Genomic DNA, 14,557 nt, shown 5'->3' on the forward strand with positions numbered 1-14,557 from the left:
TTGCTTCACCTTGGCCATATCGATTTTTTGCGGAAGATCCGTTTTATTGATGATGACAATGACATCCATTCCCTCGACAGCCTGGAACAGCAACTCATCCTCAGGTGTAAAATCATCGGAATAATTCAATACGAGCAGAATTAAATCAGCTTCTTTCAATACTGCACGAGACCGTTCAACCCCGATTCTTTCAACGATATCTTCCGTTTCCCGAATCCCTGCCGTATCGACAAGTTTAAGCGGAACACCGCGAACATTGACATATTCCTCGATTACATCACGCGTTGTCCCAGGAATATCCGTGACAATCGCTTTATTTTCATGAACCAAGCTGTTAAGCAAAGAAGATTTCCCGACATTGGGGCGCCCGATAATGACGGTCGCAAGCCCATCGCGGAGGATTTTCCCCTGCTGGGCTGTATGAAGCAGCTTCTCGATTTCGGTCTTGACAAAACTGCCTTTTTCCAAAAATAAACGATGTGTCATTTCTTCGACATCATCATATTCCGGATAATCTATATTTACCTCGACTTGAGCGAGTGTCTGTAAAATTTCTTGGCGAAGGTTCTGGATTAGTTTTGAAAGCCGGCCTTCCATTTGTCCTAAAGCAACATTCATCGCTTTATCCGTTTTAGCACGAATCAAATCCATGACGGCCTCCGCTTGGGAAAGGTCGATCCTTCCATTCAAAAAGGCACGTTTCGTAAATTCACCCGGTTCAGCAAGACGAGCACCTTGAGAAAGGATGAGCTGCAATACCCGATTGACCGAAACGATTCCGCCGTGACAGTTAATTTCCACGACATCTTCCCTTGTAAACGTCTTTGGCCCCTTCATGACGGAAACCATGACTTCCTCTATGATTTCACTCGTTTTAGGCTGGATAAGATGTCCATAATGAATCGTATGTGACTTGACCTCAAGCAATCCTTTTCCGCCTGGTCCTTTAAAAATCCTATCGGCTATTTCTATGGCCTCATCACCGCTGATTCTAACGATGGCGATTGCCCCTTCCCCTAAAGGGGTAGAGATAGCGGTGATTGTATCGAATTCCATGTTTTCACCTCTTATATATTGATGTTTCTATATTATTTTTGATAATAAAATCGTCGAATCCCTAAATTACTACAATACCACAGTATATTCATGAAAAAAAGTAGATACTCCTTCCTTCCAAGAGTTATCCACATGCAGCGCAACCATATTCTGTAACATTCATTTTAACTTATCCACATGTGAATAACAAATGCGGCGGCTCTCCCTTTTTCCCCTTCCCGTACTGAATGTGCGACCATCGAAGTGAAACGTGTCGGTTATTGCTGAATGGCCCTTTTCATTACATACCTTTCGACAAAAACCGATGGTACGTTCCACCAAAAAAAAGAACCCCTGCTAATAAGCAGAAGGTTCATTTAAGCGGCGTGATGACCAAATGGCGATAAGGTTCGACACCGCTTGAAGTTGTTTTGATTCTCGGATAATGCAACAGTGCATTATGAATGACCTTACGTTCATAGCTTGGCATCGGCTCCAATGAAATGGGCTTGCCCGTTTTCAGCGCTTTGTTCGCCATTCTTTCAGCCAATTGAATTAACGTCTCATTGCGTCGATTTCGATAATCTTCAGCATCTACCGTGATATTCAGGAACTGCTTAGCATGTCGATTCGCAACAAGCTGCGTTAAATATTGCAGGGAATTCAGCGTTTGACCCCTTTTCCCAATTAATAAAGCGATTTTGTCACCTGATAATTGGAATGTTACGTTCTTCCCTTTCCGGTGGACATCGATTTTGGCATCGACACCCATCTCAAGGCTGACATTCTTCAAGAATCCAAGTGTCTCCTCGATTGGATCAGGAGGCAATGTCACATGGACAATGGCCTTCCTTGCCCCAAATAAACCGAAAAACCCTTTTTTTCCTTCTTCCTCAATTTCAATCTCGACGCGATCCTTCGTGCTGTTCAGTTGAGCTAAAGCTAAATTTACTGCTTCTTCGACAGATTGTCCTGTAGCAGTCACTTTTTTCACTTTTTCTTTGCCCCTCCCGCGTTTTCCGCAGCTGCTTTTCTAAGATCCGGACCTTTAATGAAATATGTTTGAACGATACCAAAAAGGTTACCTACTACCCAGTAAAGAGAAAGAGCAGCGGGGAAATTAATAGCAAAAACAACAATCATGATCGGCATGATATAAAGCATCATCGTCATTTGTGCAGCCATTTGTGGATTCGAGTTCATCCCGGCCATCGACATTTTCTGTTGGATGAAAGTCGTGATCCCTGCAACTACCGGTAAAATATAAAAAGGATCCGGTGAGCCTAGATCAAACCAAAGAAAACTATGTAAGGCTATTTCATGCGTACGGCTGATGGCATGGTAAAATCCGATCAGGATAGGCATTTGAACCACTATCGGCAAACATCCAGCCAGTGGATTCACATTATATTTTGAAAATAGAGCCATTGTTTCTTGTTGTAGTTTTTGTTGTGTGGCAGCATCTTTTGAGCTGTATTTCGCTTGAAGTTCCTTCATCTCAGGCTGGATGGCCTGCATGGCTTTCGAGCTTTTCACCTGTTTGATCATAAGCGGAAGCAATGCTAAGCGAATGATTAACGTGACACCGATGATACCCAAACCATAGTTCTCGCCAAAAGTTTCAGAAAGCCAAATGATCAGGGCTGATAATGGATAGACGATGTAGGAATTCCAGAAACCTTCACTATCCGCAGTAATCGGTTCTTTAATTTCCGTACACCCAGCTAACAGCATCATTATCGAGGCTAGTCCAATAATGAGTAATATTCGTTTTTTCAACCGTATTTTCCTCCTAACTGCAATCAATCTTTTTTTGATACTATTGCGAACTGCTCATCGGCGAAATGCAGGCCGCCATCTTCACAGTGCAAACGGGATGATCTATGTTATCTTTCTCAAATAGCTGGCATCCGCGAGAAATGCTTTGCTTCCGCCATATAAGGAGATTTCATTTGTTTTTCTTTGAAAAGTTTAGTGATTTAGAACGTTTCAGGACATGGATCAAGCTGCTTTTCACCTGGAAAAAGTCCATCTCCGCCGCTGGTTTTCGGGCAATCAAGATATAATCCTTACCATCTTCTATATCATCTTTCAATTCCAAAAACGCTTGCCGTATGTATCTTTTGATTTGATTCCTTACAACGGCGTTGCCGATTTTTTTACTGACTGAAAGGCCTATCCGGAAATGATCCTGATCCGGCTTTTCAAGGACATAGACAACGAATTGCCGATTAGCAGAAGATTCACCTTTTTTAAATACAAGCTGAAATTCATCCTCTTTCTTAATCCTTAACTTTTTTTTCATTTTTACACCTTCATTACATGAATTGAGTCTCAGTAAATCCCTTATTTTGCGAAAAAAGACCACTGAGACTTTTCAGTGGTCTATGCAGATAATACTTTTCTGCCCTTGCGGCGACGTGCAGCGATTACTCTACGTCCGTTTTTCGTGCTCATACGTGCACGGAAACCGTGAACTTTACTATGTTTGCGTTTATTCGGTTGATAAGTTCTTTTCATTATATGACACCTCCCTGAGGAATAACAGTTAAAGACAGTCTTTACAATTATATAGATGGAGGTTTCTACTTGTCAACCTCATCCAGAAAAAATATGTTTTTTTTGCTCAATGTCCAGTAGGCCTTTTTTTTACTACCTAGCCTATTGTAAATGATTTTGCTCCGAACTGATATAGAAATTTTTGGTGAGAGGGAAATTCGCCTCCTTTTATCGCTGAACCACAAGGATGGACTCCCGATGATTTCTTTTCCAAAATCATTCCGAATCGACAAAGAGTGCTAAAACCAAAAAACGCCTCAACGAGCACACGGCGTTTTTTGCGCGAACGGCTTTGCGGTACAGAACACTGCCTTGAAACTTCGCAATTAATTAATTTATTGGTGATCGCAGCCACCGTCTGTGGATAAAATTCGACATGTTTTTTTCTGTCCACAACCCATTTTATAGACTTTTGCACATAACAATAGCCTGTGGAAAAGTTTTTCCCACAAGCTCGGTAAGTTGTGGATAAAGTTTTCTCACCCATTGCAAGACGCCTGATTTTCTGATATTATATTTGTGTTTTCACTCTGAATAACTTTATCAACAGGTAACGGTTATCCACAAACTGTGTATAACATGTGGATAGCTTATTCGACCTGTGTATATTATTTTGTCCACAGACGGTGGATATTGTCGAAAACCCTTTTTTCTTCTTTATTATATATTTCTCAAAATACCTGTTGATGAATAAACATCCAAATCTTCATCTGCTAACAAGATGTAGTCTGTACAAAGGTTGTACAGCGCAACATATAGTGATAGGGACAGACCGTTTCACAAACACACCATCCCTTATACAGCTCACCGAAACCTTGCTGTCCAAATAGATAAAGACGGCAATCGATGAGTTTATTTGTGCCTATACAAATAGATGACATTCATAAAAATATTTTGCAAAGGAGGGATAAGTTTGGACAACATCGATAGCCTCTGGAACCAGGCGCTCGGAAAAATCGAAAAAAAAATCAGTAAACCAAGCTTTGAAACTTGGCTTAAATCCACCAAGGCCTATTTACTTCAAGGTGATACGTTAACGGTCACCGCTCCCAATGAATTCGCCAGGGATTGGCTCGAAGAACGCTATTCCCATCTTATTTCTGATGTATTGTTTGAACTTACCGGTGAGGAATTGGAAGCGAAATTCATCATTCCCCCCAATCAAGAAGACGATGATTTCACCGTTCCTGTTCAGCCTAAAAAGATCAAAAAACAAGATAAAGAGCATGCTGCATTCCCGCAGCATATGTTGAATGCGAAAAATACCTTTGATACTTTTGTCATCGGCTCCGGCAATCGTTTTGCCCATGCCGCGTCTCTCGCTGTCGCAGAAGCTCCAGCCAAAGCCTATAATCCATTATTCATATATGGGGGCGTCGGGCTTGGTAAAACGCATTTAATGCATGCGATCGGACACTATGTACTTGAGCATAATCCGAAAGCAAAGGTCGTATACTTATCATCAGAAAAATTCACGAATGAATTCATCAATTCCATCCGGGACAATAAAGCCGGGGAATTCCGTGACCGATACCGAAGCGTGGATGTTTTATTGATTGATGATATTCAATTCCTAGCGGGAAAAGAACAAACGCAAGAAGAATTTTTCCATACATTCAACGCCCTGCATGAGGAAAGCAAGCAAATCGTCATCTCAAGTGACCGCCCGCCAAAGGAGATTCCTACACTCGAGGATCGTCTCCGCTCCAGGTTCGAATGGGGGCTGATCACGGATATCACACCTCCTGATTTGGAAACGCGGATAGCCATTTTACGTAAGAAGGCTAAAGCTGAAGGGCTGGATATCCCGAATGAAGTCATGCTTTATATCGCCAATCAAATCGATTCCAATATCCGTGAGCTTGAAGGGGCACTGATTCGCGTCGTGGCTTATTCTTCATTGATCAATAAGGACATCAATGCAGATTTGGCAGCTGAAGCATTAAAGGACATCATCCCTAGCTCTAAACCTAAAATCATCACCATACTGGAGATCCAGAAGACGGTCGGTGAGCATTATAGTGTCAAGCTGGAGGATTTCAAGGCAAAAAAACGGACGAAATCGGTGGCTTTCCCGAGGCAGATTGCCATGTACCTTTCCAGGGAGCTGACGGACTCATCACTGCCTAAGATCGGTGACGAATTCGGAGGCCGAGATCATACCACCGTTATCCATGCCCATGAAAAAATTTCTAAGCTCATGCAGACGGATACCCAGCTGCAACGTCAGGTCAAAGAAATACAAGATCAGTTGAAGGTATAATCTTATTCTGGATAATGTGTATAACCGACGACTACTTACACACAGTCTGTCCACAAGTGGATAGACTGTTTTTCCTTAGGGCGAGTCGACTTATCCACATATCAACAGGCCCTACTACTATTACTACTATCTTTTTTAATAAAAATTATTAATAAATATGCCTGGTAGGCAATAAAAAAATTGGAGGATGAAGCATGAGATTTATAATCCAAAGAGATCGATTAGTTCATAGTGTCCAAGAAGTAATGAAAGCCGTCACATCGAGGACAACCATTCCGATCCTGACAGGGATAAAAATAACCGTTACGAGTGAAGGTGTAACGTTAACAGGAAGTGATTCGGATATTTCCATCCAATCATTCATTCCAGCCGAAGTCGATGGAGATGAAATCGTTGAAGTGAAAAATAGCGGCGGCATTGTCCTGAATGCCCGCTTCTTCAGTGAAATCGTCAAAAAACTTCCGATGGACACAGTCGAAATTGAAGTGGAAAATAATTTTCAAACGATCATCCGCTCAGGAAAAGCTGAATTCAACTTGAATGGATTGGATCCTGAAGAATATCCACATCTTCCGATCATTGAAGAAGAGAACATTTTCAAACTGCCAACCGATCTTTTGAAGACCCTTATCCGTCAAACTGGCTTTGCTGTGTCCACGTCAGAAACACGCCCGATCTTGACAGGTGTAAACCTCAAGGTCCAAGATGACGAATTGACCTGTATTGCAACAGATAGCCATAGGCTCGCAATGAGAACGGCAAAAATCGAAAATAAAATCACAGGAACCTATAGTGTCGTCATTCCGGGTAAAAGCCTGAATGAATTGAGTAAGATCCTGGATGATACAAACGAACTGATTGAAATTGTCATTACCGAAAACCAAGTCCTTTTCAAGGCTGAAAATTTATTATTCTTCTCAAGATTGCTTGAGGGTAATTATCCTGATACATCCCGCTTGATCCCTTCGGATAGCAAAACGGATGTAACCGTCCATACAAAAGACTTTCTCCAAGCGATCGACAGGGCATCTTTATTGGCGAGAGAAGGAAGAAATAATGTCGTCAAACTGACAACCCTTGAGGGACGCATTATCGAGGTCTCTTCCAATACTCCCGAAATTGGTAAAGTAATCGAAGAGGTCCAGGCCGAAGCCATTGAAGGTGAAGATCTGAAAATCTCATTCAGTGCCAAATTCGTCATGGATGCTTTAAAGGCATTGGAAGGAACCGATATAAAAATAAACTTCACTGGTGCGATGCGTCCATTTGTCATCCGTCCGCTTCATGATGAATCGATGCTGCAATTGATTCTGCCGGTTAGAACTTATTAGGCAAAAATAATATTTCGATATAATTAAAGGCTTGTTTAACAAGCCTTTAATTTTTTTATATTCCAACATGGGGCGGCATTTGGTCTTGCCGGTAACTTAAGAAACCTTATAAATGAGCGATGAAAAAGCTATACTTTGTCTTAATGGCTTTTTTTTAGTAAAATAAAGTATTAAAGACTACTTGGAAATGAGTGAGGCAGGAAATGGATTCGATAAAAATAAGCACGGAATATATCACGCTTGGACAATTCTTGAAATTAGCCGATTTGATCCAGAGCGGCGGAATGGCAAAATGGTTCTTGAGCGAATATGAGGTTTTCATAAATGGCGAATTAGATGTGAGAAGAGGCAGGAAGTTAAGATCAGGAGATAAAGTGGAGATTCCTGGATTTGGCACATTCACAATAACAAGCTAAAACATAAGGGAAGAGCGGAATATGTATATTGAAAATATAAGTTTAAGAAATTACCGCAACTATACCGAATTGAACCTGGATTTTGAAAATAAAGTCAATGTAATCCTCGGCGAAAATGCCCAGGGGAAGACAAATGTCATGGAATCGATATTCGTTTTAGCGATGGCAAAATCCCATCGGACCTCAAATGATAAAGAACTTATTCGCTGGGATGAAGAGTATGCTAAAATAGAAGGCAGAGTTAGAAAGAGAAATACCTCAATACCACTTGAGCTGACCATTTCAAAAAAAGGGAAAAAGGCGAAGTGCAACCATATTGAACAAAGAAAATTAAGTCAATATGTCGGAAATATGAACGTGGTCATGTTTGCGCCTGAGGATTTAAACCTTGTCAAGGGAAGTCCTATAGTCAGACGCCGTTTTATAGATATGGAAATTGGCCAGGTTTCTCCCGTATACCTTCATGATATGAGCCAATATCATAAAATACTTCAACAAAGAAATCATTACTTAAAGCTTTTGCAGACCCGGAAACAAACGGATACGACGATGCTTGACGTGCTAACTGACCAATTCATCCAGTATGCAGCGAAAATTGTCGAAAGAAGATATGAGTTTCTTTCAAAGCTCCAGCAATGGGCAGAGCCGATCCATTCGGGGATCTCCAGAAATCTAGAAGTATTGAAAATCCAATATAAACCGTCGCTTGATGTATCAGAATCTATGGATTTGACGAAAATGATAGAAGTATACACAGAAAAATTTGATAAAATAAAAACAAGGGAAATTGAACGGGGTGTAACGCTGGTCGGTCCTCATCGTGACGACCTGGTTTTTTTTGTGAATGACCGTGATGTCCAGACATATGGTTCACAAGGACAGCAGCGTACAACCGCGCTCTCCCTGAAGCTTGCCGAAATCGAGCTGATCCATGAGGAAATCGGCGAGTATCCCATTTTATTATTGGATGATGTGCTATCGGAACTTGACGATTTCCGTCAATCCCATTTACTGAATACGATTCAAGGAAAAGTGCAAACATTCGTGACGACACCCTCCGTTGATGGAATCGATCATCAAACCCTGAGAGAAGCGACCACCTTTTATGTTAGTCAAGGAAGTATAAAAAAGGTTAAATGATGAGGTGAATGTATGTATCTCCATATTGGTGAAGACGTTCTTGTGAAAACGGATGATGTCATAGCCATTTTAGATAAGAAGCTGCTCCAGGCATCTCCGATCATGATAGAGTTTTTGGAGAAAAAGTCTGATGTGACTTCCCATTTAGCAAAAAACTCGGTTAAATCGATAGTAGTGACGGATAGGCAAGTCTATTATTCACCGCTTGCTTCTTCCACTCTGAAAAAGCGTTCACTGCAGCCATCGTTATTGATCGATGATATAGATGTTCTTGGAATATAAGGAATTAAGCGATAATTACTTCGGAAAATTGATAATGCCAAAAGAAAAGTGTAGGTGATACGAATGACAATGGAACAAAAAGAAGTACAAGCTCAGGCATACGATGAGAATCAGATACAGGTTTTGGAAGGCTTAGAAGCAGTTCGTAAACGTCCGGGGATGTATATCGGCACTACCTCTGCAAAAGGACTTCACCATCTTGTTTGGGAAATTGTCGATAACAGTATTGATGAGGCACTAGCGGGTTTCTGTACGGAAATCAAAGTGACGATCGAAAAAGACAATAGCATAACGGTAGTCGATAATGGACGGGGAATTCCAGTCGGGATCCATGAAAAAATGGGACGTCCCGCTGTAGAAGTAATCATGACGGTCCTTCATGCTGGCGGAAAGTTTGGCGGCGGGGGATATAAGGTCTCCGGCGGTCTGCACGGTGTCGGTGCATCTGTCGTTAATGCCCTATCGACGGTATTGGAAGTGTATGTCCATCGTGATGGCAAAATCCATTATCAGCAATTCAATCGCGGGGTTCCGAAGGAAGATTTGAAAATCATCGGGGAAACCGATCATACGGGTACGACGGTCCACTTCATTCCTGATGGCGAAATTTTTACGGAGTCGTTGGAGTACGATTTCGACACGTTAGCCACCCGTATCCGTGAGCTTGCGTTCCTGAATAAAGGCTTGAAACTCATCATTGAGGATAAACGTGAAGAAGAAGAGAAAATCAGGGAATATCATTATGAGGGCGGAATTAAATCTTATGTCGAGCACTTGAACCGTTCGAAAGAAGTGCTGCATGAGGAGCCGATTTTCATGGAAGGCGAGAAAGATGGGATTTCTGTCGAATTAGCTTTGCAATACAATGACAGCTACATCAGCAATGTCTTTTCTTTTGCCAATAATATTCACACCTATGAAGGCGGTACGCATGAATCGGGATTCAAGACGGCCCTGACCCGGGTCATCAATGATTATGCAAGGAAAAACGGTCTCCTGAAAGAAGCCGATTCCAATTTCTCCGGTGAAGATGTCCGGGAAGGCCTGACGGCAATCATTTCGATCAAGCATCCTGAACCCCAATTCGAAGGTCAAACGAAAACCAAACTTGGAAATTCAGAAGTAAGAACGGTAACTGATTCCATCCTTTCTGAGCGGCTTGATTCTTTCTTATATGAAAATCCGGCCGTGGCCAGGAAAATTGTCGATAAAGGGCAAATGGCAGCAAGGGCCCGTATGGCAGCCAAGAAAGCCCGTGAATTGACTCGAAGGAAGAGTGCGCTTGAAGTTTCCAACCTTCCGGGAAAATTGGCGGATTGTTCATCCAAGGACCCGGCTATCAGTGAATTGTACATCGTTGAAGGAAACTCGGCGGGAGGTTCGGCCAAGCAAGGGCGCGACCGTCATTTCCAAGCGATTTTGCCGCTAAGGGGTAAAATCCTGAACGTAGAAAAAGCAAGATTGGATAGAATCTTGCATAATGAGGAAATAGGCACGATCATCACCGCACTAGGAACGGGAATTGGTGATGAATTCAATATTGAAAAGGCCCGATATCATAAAATCGTCATCATGACCGATGCCGATGTGGATGGAGCCCATATCAGAACGCTGATGTTGACATTCTTCTACAGATATATGCGCAAAATCATCGAATATGGTTATATATACATTGCTCAGCCGCCACTTTTCAAAATCCAGCAAGGGAAAAAAGTGGATTATGCCTATAACGATCGACAGCTTGAAGAAATCATGGCGAGTTTGCCAAGCACTCCAAAGCCTAACCTGCAGCGCTACAAGGGGCTGGGGGAAATGAACCCCGAGCAATTATGGGAAACGACCATGAACCCTGAAACGAGAACGCTGCTTCAAGTCAGCTTGAAAGATGCGGCCGAGGCGGATGAAACATTCGAGATGCTGATGGGCGACAAGGTTGAGCCTAGACGTAACTTCATCGAAGAAAATGCAATTTATGTAAAAAATCTTGATGTTTGATTTTTTGACAGGATGCTCTTACATCCTGTTCTTTACATAGTTCTAGTAATATTAAACGAGAGTATAAGCTTTTTATAGGAGGTTGGCTCCATGTCAGAAAATGAAAGATCAGGTGTGAAAGAAATAAATATAAGTACCGAGATGCGGACATCTTTTTTGGATTACGCGATGAGCGTTATCGTGTCTCGTGCTTTGCCTGATGTAAGGGACGGTTTAAAACCGGTGCACCGAAGAATTCTTTATGCAATGAATGATCTTGGAATGACTTCGGATAAACCATTTAAAAAATCGGCACGTATTGTTGGGGAAGTAATCGGTAAGTATCACCCCCACGGTGATTCTGCCGTCTATGAAACGATGGTACGGATGGCGCAGCCCTTTAACTATCGTTATATGCTTGTGGATGGTCACGGGAATTTCGGTTCAGTCGATGGAGACCAAGCTGCTGCAATGAGGTATACAGAAGCAAGAATGTCGAAAATCTCGATGGAGCTGCTTCGTGATTTAAATAAAGACACGGTCAATTTCCAGGATAACTATGATGGTTCGGAAAGAGAGCCAGCCGTTATGCCAGCCCGTTTCCCTAACCTTTTGGTGAATGGTTCATCCGGTATAGCGGTAGGGATGGCAACCAATATTCCACCGCATCAATTAGGTGAGGTAATTGACGGCGTATTGGCTATAAGCAAAAATCCTGACATTACGATACCGGAGCTGATGGAATACATTCCAGGACCCGACTTCCCGACAGCCGGGTTAATCTTAGGCAGAAGCGGAATCAGGAAAGCCTATGAAACTGGAAAAGGGTCGATCATCCAGCGGGCGAAAGTGGAGATTGAAGAAAAACCTAATGGAAAACAGGTTATCCTAGTTAAAGAAATTCCTTATCAAGTGAATAAAGCAAGATTGATCGAAAAGATTGCCGAACTTGCCCGAGACAAGAAAATCGAAGGCATCACCGATTTACGGGATGAATCGGATCGCAATGGCATGCGCATCGTCATGGAGCTTCGCAAGGACGTTAATGCAAATGTCCTTTTGAATAACCTGTACAAGCATACTGCCATGCAGACAACCTTCGGGATCAATTTGCTTGCCTTGGTTGACGGTCAGCCAAAAGTATTGAACTTAAAACAATGCCTGCAATACTACTTACAGCACCAGCAGGTGGTCATACGCCGCAGGACGGAATTTGAATTGCGCAAAGCGGAGGCCCGCGCCCATATTTTAGAGGGCTTGAGGATTGCGCTGGATAATCTGGATGCGGTCATATCTTTAATCCGTAATTCACAAACTACCGACATTGCCCGTGAAGGGTTAATGACACAGTTTTCACTTTCCGAAAAACAGGCACAGGCCATTTTGGATATGCGTTTGCAGCGTCTGACTGGTTTGGAACGCGAAAAAATCGAAGATGAATATCAAGCATTAATGGCCATCATTGCAGAATATAAAGCGATTCTGGCTGATGAAGAAAAGGTTCTTGAAATCATCCGTGAAGAGCTTCTTGAAATCAAAGAACGTTTTAATGATAAGCGCAGAACGGAAATCACATTAGCGGGCTTTGAGAGCTTGGAAGATGAGGATCTAATCCCAGAGGAAAATATCATCGTGACGCTTACCCATAACGGTTATATTAAACGTCTGCCTGCAACGACATACCGCAGCCAAAAACGCGGCGGCCGCGGGATTCAGGGCATGGGAACGAATACAGATGATTTTGTCGGTCATTTGTTGACCACATCGACTCATGACACGCTATTATTCTTCACGAACAAAGGTAAAGTATACCGTTCGAAAGGATACGAAATACCTGAGTACGGCAGGACGGCAAAAGGCTTGCCGCTCATCAACCTATTGGAAGTGGATAAGGGCGAGTGGGTCAATGCCATCATACCGGTGAAGGAATTTGCCGATGATTGGTATTTATTCTTCACGACGCGGCACGGGATATCGAAGCGTACACCGTTGTCTTCTTTTGCCAACATCCGTAATAATGGGTTAATCGCTCTAGGTTTACGGGAAGATGATGAATTGATTTCCGTTCGTCTTACGAATGGAGATAAACAGATCATCATCGGAACGAAGTCCGGAATGATGATCCGTTTCCCAGAGACGGATGTACGGACGATGGGCCGTACTGCAGCAGGAGTGAAAGGGATATCCTTAAGGTCCGATGATGAAGTGGTCGGTATGGAAATCCTTGAAGATGATGAAGAAGTCTTGATCGTTACGAAAAATGGATATGGAAAAAGGACCTCTGCTGAGGAATACCGTATCCAAAGCCGAGGCGGCAAAGGGATAAAAACATGTAATGTAACGGAGAAAAATGGCGAACTGATCGCCGTGAAAACCGTTACGGGTGAAGATGAGGACTTGATGCTCATTACAGCTGCAGGTGTATTGATCCGGATGGAAGTCGAAGGCATCTCCAAAACGGGCCGTAATACTCAAGGGGTCAAACTGATCCGCCTTGAATCCGCAGACAATGAATATGTCTCGACGGTGGCCATCGTTGGTAGAGAAGAAGAAGAGGAAGCAGATATGGAGCAAGATCCAACAGCCGATCAAGAAACAATATCGGAACCCACTGTTGTGAGCGAGAATGAAGAAACCGAAAAAGATCCAGAAGAATAATGGTAAACGGCCCAGCGATAAAATGCTGGGCCTTTTTTGTTGGGTAAAAGGTCATGGGACTTGTGTTGAAAAAACGTATTTGTAGGTATATAATCATAAAGAAAGATAGTTATTACCATGTTTTTCAAGTGGAATGATATTCATTACTACTACTATCGAGGTGAACCGATTTGCTAGTAAAAACGCGCTATTTAACGGAAGGCTGTATTCTTTCCAAAGAAATCAGAGGTCTCGCCGACCGTCCTATCATGTATGAAAAAACAATATTGACCGCGGAGTCGATTGAGGCTTTGGAGGCTTTTTTAATTTCGGAGGTAAGCGTTGAAAAAACGTTGATTGATGGAAAGAAGTTTTTACCGAAAGAAGTGATAGATCCGGAATTGGACGAATTGGAAGAGTCGTCCGATTTTACCGATTTGTATCTTAAGTCCGTTCAAACTTATAAGCGATTATTCAGGAACTGGCAAGCCGGCAGCAAGGTAGAGGTGGCCATGATCCGTTTAATCATTATTCCCCTAGTGGATAAAGCACTGGAGGAACCAGGCAACATTTTAATGCTGCACCATTACTGCAATAAAGAGGACTACACCTTTCACCATGCCATTTCCATCGGATTAATAGGAAGCTATATTGCATCTAAAATGAAATACAGCAAGGCCGACGTCTACCAGGTGGCCATTGGCGGATGTCTCGCGGACTGTGGGATGGCTAAGGTCGCTCCAAGATTATTAAATAAGATGGAAGACTTAACTGCGGAGGATTATGAGGAGATCCACAATCACCCCATTTTCAGTTATAAAATGATAAAAGATAGCTCCATCATAAAGGACAGCGTAAAGATTGCGATACTAGAGCATCATGGAAGGCTGGATGGAACGGGTTATCCGAAAAGGCTGAAT

General features: G+C 42.5%; 14 protein-coding genes. 8 read left to right on the forward strand and 6 right to left on the reverse strand.

All coding sequences use genetic code 11. From position 1 onward, the window contains the following. From mnmE to CVN76_RS30330, 6 genes are all read right to left on the reverse strand, one after another. A partial coding sequence (gene mnmE, locus CVN76_RS30305; protein ID WP_100534274.1) for a tRNA uridine-5-carboxymethylaminomethyl(34) synthesis GTPase MnmE occupies positions 1–1,056 on the reverse strand: 1,056 nt, incomplete at its 3' end. Positions 1,057–1,408: 352 nt separating this feature from the next. Next, complete coding sequence (jag, locus tag CVN76_RS30310; protein WP_100531097.1) at positions 1,409–2,029, reverse strand: RNA-binding cell elongation regulator Jag/EloR; 621 nt, start codon at positions 2,027–2,029, stop codon at positions 1,409–1,411. Then, on the reverse strand, positions 2,026–2,814 hold the full coding sequence (spoIIIJ, locus tag CVN76_RS30315) for a YidC family membrane integrase SpoIIIJ (protein ID WP_100534275.1): 789 nt from the start codon (positions 2,812–2,814) through the stop codon (positions 2,026–2,028). The genes jag and spoIIIJ overlap by 4 nt, the downstream gene beginning before the upstream one ends. Positions 2,815–2,983: 169 nt before the next feature. Then, complete coding sequence (gene rnpA / locus CVN76_RS30320; RefSeq protein WP_100534276.1) at positions 2,984–3,340, reverse strand: ribonuclease P protein component; 357 nt, start codon at positions 3,338–3,340, stop codon at positions 2,984–2,986. 80 nt (positions 3,341–3,420) lie between these two features. Next, the gene (gene rpmH, locus CVN76_RS30325; protein ID WP_081092489.1) at positions 3,421–3,555 is read right to left on the reverse strand and encodes a 50S ribosomal protein L34; all 135 of its coding nucleotides are present in this window, start codon (positions 3,553–3,555) and stop codon (positions 3,421–3,423) included. A 136-nt stretch (positions 3,556–3,691) separates the two neighbouring features. Beyond that, entirely contained in the window at positions 3,692–4,081 is a 390-nt protein-coding gene (locus tag CVN76_RS30330) for a hypothetical protein (RefSeq protein ID WP_100534277.1), read from the reverse strand. 426 nt (positions 4,082–4,507) lie between these two features. Here CVN76_RS30330 and dnaA point away from each other — a divergent pair, with 426 nt between their 5' ends. From dnaA to CVN76_RS30370, 8 genes are all read left to right on the forward strand, one after another. Next, the gene (gene dnaA, locus CVN76_RS30335; protein ID WP_061143177.1) at positions 4,508–5,857 is read left to right on the forward strand and encodes a chromosomal replication initiator protein DnaA; all 1,350 of its coding nucleotides are present in this window, start codon (positions 4,508–4,510) and stop codon (positions 5,855–5,857) included. A gap of 194 nt (positions 5,858–6,051) precedes the next feature. Further along, positions 6,052–7,188, forward strand: a complete 1,137-nt coding sequence (gene dnaN / locus CVN76_RS30340) for a DNA polymerase III subunit beta (RefSeq protein ID WP_100534278.1) — start codon at positions 6,052–6,054, stop codon at positions 7,186–7,188. Between the two features lie 203 nt (positions 7,189–7,391). Beyond that, positions 7,392–7,604, forward strand: a complete 213-nt coding sequence (yaaA, locus tag CVN76_RS30345; RefSeq protein ID WP_061143175.1) for a S4 domain-containing protein YaaA — start codon at positions 7,392–7,394, stop codon at positions 7,602–7,604. A gap of 21 nt (positions 7,605–7,625) precedes the next feature. Further along, entirely contained in the window at positions 7,626–8,744 is a 1,119-nt protein-coding gene (gene recF, locus CVN76_RS30350; RefSeq protein ID WP_061143174.1) for a DNA replication/repair protein RecF, read from the forward strand. A gap of 12 nt (positions 8,745–8,756) precedes the next feature. Then, a complete protein-coding gene (remB, locus tag CVN76_RS30355) occupies positions 8,757–9,026 on the forward strand; it encodes an extracellular matrix regulator RemB (RefSeq protein WP_061143173.1) in 270 nt (89 codons plus the stop codon). A gap of 69 nt (positions 9,027–9,095) precedes the next feature. Beyond that, the gene (gyrB, locus tag CVN76_RS30360) at positions 9,096–11,021 is read left to right on the forward strand and encodes a DNA topoisomerase (ATP-hydrolyzing) subunit B (RefSeq protein ID WP_061143188.1); all 1,926 of its coding nucleotides are present in this window, start codon (positions 9,096–9,098) and stop codon (positions 11,019–11,021) included. Positions 11,022–11,111: 90 nt separating this feature from the next. Further along, positions 11,112–13,658 carry a DNA gyrase subunit A gene (gene gyrA / locus CVN76_RS30365; protein WP_100530501.1) on the forward strand — a complete coding sequence of 849 codons (2,547 nt, stop codon included), beginning with the start codon at positions 11,112–11,114 and terminating at the stop codon, positions 13,656–13,658. Positions 13,659–13,828: 170 nt separating this feature from the next. After that, on the forward strand, positions 13,829–14,557 hold a 729-nt coding region (locus CVN76_RS30370; RefSeq protein ID WP_100530508.1), incomplete at its 3' end, for an HD-GYP domain-containing protein.

The sequence above is a fragment of the Bacillus sp. mrc49 genome, from assembly GCF_002803435.1.